Annotated in this window: 3 protein-coding genes; all 3 read right to left on the minus strand. The window is 64.7% G+C overall.

Going from position 1 to position 4,875, the window contains the following annotated elements:
* Positions 1-155: 155 nt before the first annotated feature.
* Positions 156-587, minus strand: a complete 432-nt coding sequence (locus tag VHL31_RS17090) for a YsnF/AvaK domain-containing protein (RefSeq protein WP_329662445.1) — start codon at positions 585-587, stop codon at positions 156-158.
* A gap of 140 nt (positions 588-727) precedes the next feature.
* Positions 728-3,142, minus strand: coding sequence for an alpha-amylase family glycosyl hydrolase (locus tag VHL31_RS17095; RefSeq protein WP_349262470.1), 2,415 nt, complete (start codon positions 3,140-3,142; stop codon positions 728-730).
* A 146-nt stretch (positions 3,143-3,288) separates the two neighbouring features.
* A complete protein-coding gene (locus VHL31_RS17100) occupies positions 3,289-3,717 on the minus strand; it encodes a c-type cytochrome (RefSeq protein WP_414653759.1) in 429 nt (142 codons plus the stop codon).
* Positions 3,718-4,875 lie beyond the last annotated feature (1,158 nt).

Raw genomic sequence — 4,875 nt, forward strand, 5'->3', positions numbered from 1 at the left:
GCCCTTGTCCTCGCTGCCGCTGGTCATGCCGGTGTCGGCCGCATCGTCCGTTCCGCGGATCGAGATGTCCGTGGCGGCGATTCCCAGCGAGATCAGCCCGTCGCGTGCCGTCTCCGCCGCGCCGCGCGTGTCGTACATCGCCGTCTTTGTCTGAGTCATGGTTCCAGTCCTTTCACTGCCACCGAAGGGCCGAGCTCCGGCTCATCCACCCGCCGTACCGTCGCATGCTCGGACCGGAGCGGGATCACCTGACGGACCGTCTCGGTCGTCACCCGCCTGGAGATCCGCAGCTCCTCCTTGAGCACCAGACGCGTCTCCACGACGAGCTGTTCTTCGACGACCGGTACCACCAGCACACCGTCTTCTTCGCGGATCGGCGGCACCTCATCGACGAAGCGGCCGATATTCGTGCGATCGACGCGGATTTCCTCCTCGTGGAGCAGGACGTCCACAAGTTCCTGTCTGGTCTCCACGGCGATCTCGATGCGCGCACGACCAAACTCGGCCGACCGCTTCTCGACACGAAGACGCTCTTCTACCAGCTCGACACGCTGGTCGTGTTGGTCGGGGATAGTTGGTTCAGCCATGCTGGACCAACGGTAAAGAGCAGTCGCAGTTCCTAACGTAAGTTAGGAGCATTCAGAAATGAGAGTGATATACAGTGATTACTTGTAGATGATGGACCGCCCGCTTGCGGTTACCGTGCTTGATCACGTTGTCCCGCGTGCTATCGATCCAAGGCCCGCCTGAACACGACTACACCGCAGGCAGGCAGCACGGCCGTGATCGCGTGGTTGGTCGAGAAGAGATCCTGCCCGCCACAGCCGATGCCCCAGCCGCCATACGTGGTGTCGTCGCTGCAGAGGAGTTGGATCCAGCGTCCGGGCGGCAGCCGCTCGTTGCCGATCGTGTAGCCATGCCGATAAGCGCTGTCGGCGAGGCTAGCGATGACCAGGATGTCCTCGTCCACGCCTTCCCAGCGCCGAAATGCGATGACGCGGTTCGCATCGTGGACGTGGAGGATGTTCAACTGGCGCGACCTGAGCGCCGGCTCGTTCAGGCGCAGCCGCACGAGGTCTCGATAGAACCTGAATAACGCCTGCCCGATGCCGTGGCGCTCGCCCAGGATGTCCTCCTTATGGTGGACGAAGTCGTTGTACCGGTAAGGCTTCTGCGCCCCGACTTCCTCGCCCATGAAGAACATGGGTGTCCCGGGTGAGAGCACGGTCAGGGCTGCTGCGAACCGGCAGCGCGCTTCCGCCCATCGCCGCGTCTCGCCCAGCAGCGGCGCACCGTTCACGGCGGTCACGATCGTCCGGGCGGAGCCGGCGGCATTGCCCGCCTCGTCATGCGACTCGTTGTAGACGACCTTCTTCAGGCGGCTCTGGTAGAGCGTGGCGGCGAAGGATTCAAAGGCGAGAGGCCGCTGGTCGCCCAGTCCCGCCGTTCGCAGCAACTTGGCATAGTTGGGGCCCTTTTCGCCGTCCCCCACCAGATGATGATAGAAGTCGGCATACCAGGTCGCGTCGAAGCCCAGGCCGCCATCATCGCTCGGCTTCGTCACGTCCTCCCAGGTCGAATGATCTTCGGCCATGAGCAGCACGTCCGGCTTGACCAGGCGCAGCGTGCGCGACCACTGACGCAGGAACTTCGCACCGAACGCCCGGGCGTGGTGCGCGGGGCGACCATCAGCGTGGAGGACCGCGTAGGCATGGATCGAGGTCGTCTGGTCGACCCGGAACCCGTCGATATGGAACTCGGTGATGAAGGCGACGGCACTGCTGATGAACAGCTGGCGGACGATCTCTTCGTCGAAGCGCGGTGCCCAGGCGGTCGACATGTTGTCGATATAGCCGCCCGTGGGATCGCCATAGTCGGACGCGCTGCCCTCGTACCAGTACCAGATGTTCCGCTCGGGCTGGTTGGAGTCGTATGCCCACTGCGCGCGTTCGGCCTGGTGATGGTAATGGTTGTAGACGACGTCGAGGATGACCGCGATTCCGTAACGGTGGCACTCCCGCACGAACCGCTTGAGCGCATCGCGGCCGCCGGCACTCGTTTCCACGGCGGCGAAATGGGAGGTGGCGTAGCCCCAGTTCACCTCCTCGCGGAACTCCGAGATCGGCAGCAGTTCCACCGCGTTCACCCCGAGATCGACCAGATGGGGGACCAGCGCGATGGCATCTTCAAGGTCGCCGGCGTCCTTGCGACCCGGATTGAGCGCCCCGACATGCATCTCGTAGATGACGAGGTCTTCCATCCGGCGGGGCAGCGGCCGTGCCGGATCGAATTCGCCTTGCCAGAACTCGGCGGCGGACAGCTCGGCCCCCTGAGGCCCGGCATCCGCCACGACGACATCCGGATCGACGATCACTGAACAGGAGACGGTGCCATCCAGCTCGCTTCGCCTGCCCGTCCAGGGGGTCCTTGCCGGGTCGATCGCGCCGGCACCGAACTGGAGGCGGGAGAAGATATCGGTGCGATAGGCAACCGACCCGTCGTCCCGGGTGATCCTGTACATGTATGGTCGGCCGACGAATGCCGCGTAGTTGCAAAGTCTCTCGTCCTCGGCCGGTCCGCCCTGCCAGACGCCCTCGGCATCCTTTGCCAGTGGCACAGGCGCTGGCGATGCCACCTGGCCGGTGCCGTCATCGGCGATGTAGCCGCGCGCCGAGTCGGCGAAGACGACCTCGACGGCAAGGGCATGGGGCGCCCAGACGGCAAAGCGCAGGCCGGGCACTGCGTGCGCATTCCCTGCCGGCACCTTGTTCGCGCCCAGAAGCCGGCATCGCGTGAGCGCATAGGCTTCGCGCTGGCCCTCCGGCCGCAGCACGAAGGACCGATGCCGGTCGCGTTCCTCGGGCCGGTCGATCTCCGCCATGATGCCCCAGCCGTCCCGGCCTCGCGGTCCATCCATCAGCACGCCCCAGCGGAACGTCTGCCCGATCCCGGCCGGGTCGAATTCGACGGTCGCCTCGAAGCAGGGGCAACCATCCTCGCCGACGCTCTCGTTCATCGGGAGCGACGTCCAGCTTTCGGACAGTCGCCCATCCGTCGACCAGCTTCCCACCAGTCGGGCATGGAGGAACAGGTCGGCATCAAGCCCGGTGGCATAGACGAAGTGAACCGGCACACGCGTCATCATCGGTCTCCCGCCCTCGGAAGATTTAGATCACTGCACGTCGCCCAACGCCATGCACGTCGCGGAAGCATCGGCCGCCCGCCGCCGCGTGATCGCAAGGCAAGCGAAGGGGCCGGCCGGGGCTGGCTTGATGACCGGCTTTCCGGTCACCCCGACGGCTCGGACGTCGCCCGCCAGCGCGCCTGGACGTCGTCCGGCCACTGGCTCGCGATATAGGCCAGCACGGCCCAAATCTGCTCGTCGGTCAGCGTCTCGGCAAAGGCAGGCATGTCGCTCTCATATCCGTCGGGAGCGAAGGTGCCGATCCCGCACTTGGTGATCTCGAACAGCATGTCCGCCGGGTGATGCCAGGTGTGGCCGGTGGCGTCGTGGGGTGGGGCAGGCAGACGGCCGTCCGGCTTCGGATCGCGCCAGTTCGGCTGTCCCTCCAGCGCCGCGCCATGGCAGGACGCGCAGTGTTCCGCGTAGATGATCCGTCCCGCCTCCAACTGGGCGGGATCGTCCAGGGCCACGCGATGGTTGCCGTCACTGACGAGCCAGGCCACAGCGCCACCGGCGGCGAGCACGCCAGCCACCAGGACAATGGCTTTCGATATCGTGATGCGGTTCGTCACGCTGCGCACGCTGCGCACGCTGCCGATCGCCCGGAACACGGCATGATTGCACCTTGCAATCCGAGCGGCCCAGGAGCCCACCGAGGAGTTGTCATACCAGCGACCAACTGACGGGCGAGGTATCATGGATTCTGCCACATTCGCCGGTCAATGGTTCTGACCATCCAGCCTTTTTGCGGCACCCTGGGCATCGAAGGCAACCCGCTGCAAGAAGAGCGCCAGCAAGATTGTGAGCCCGTGCATGACCGTGACAGCCAGTAGCCCATCAATCGTCATGCGTTCTCTCTCTGATTACAAGTAGAACGGGCGGCACAAATTGAACTTTACCTCAATGCGCATTCGATGCATCGGGGGTGCGTGACATGCCTTCAACGTCGACCGAACGGCCTCAAGATTGTCTGCCTTGCTGGCTTTCAGGCTATATGGGTCGACTGCATCAGTAGCAAATTCGTCAGGCCGGCCAATAGGCTCACAAGGTCTGAACCTCCTACGGGATTGGATTCTGCCATTGGCTTGAGATCCCGTCTTTTCGGCATGCGACCTGATCTGCGGCAGTCGGGCGTGCGGAACCGTCTCCTTGCGGCCCTTCTGGTCGAGGATTTCGCTCAACTCCAGGGGGCGCTGCAGGCGGTGGATGTCCCGATCCAAACGGGTCTCCACGCACGCGAGAGTCCAGCGCTGTCCTGTTCCTCATCGAGGGCGGCTGGGTCTCGATGCTGGTCATGCTTGAGGACGGCGACGTCTCGGAGGTCGAGTTGATCGGACGCGAAGGCATGGCCGGCATGCCGCTCCTGTTGAAAGCCGAAGAGTCGCCCCTTGAAGGCCTGATGCAGGCTGGTGGGCGGGCGCTGCGCCGGGCGGCCGAGCCATTCCGCCACGCCCTGCACAGCTGGTCGTTCTTGCGCGGGCTGCTGCTGCCCTACTGTCAGACCAGCTCGCCCAGGTGGCCCAGACCGCCGCCTGCAACAGCAACCAGCAGATCTCCCGGCCTACAGTTCTTTGAGACACCGCATTGCAGGTAGAGGACTGCAAGGAGGTGGAGGATGGACGAGGACGTTGGGGCGGACGTGGGTCCGGTGGAGCGCGCCCGCTACGCTGGCCGATCCGGGTCCATGCCCG

The organism is Geminicoccus sp. (genome assembly GCF_036263595.1).
In the GTDB taxonomy this organism is placed as follows: domain Bacteria; phylum Pseudomonadota; class Alphaproteobacteria; order Geminicoccales; family Geminicoccaceae; genus Geminicoccus.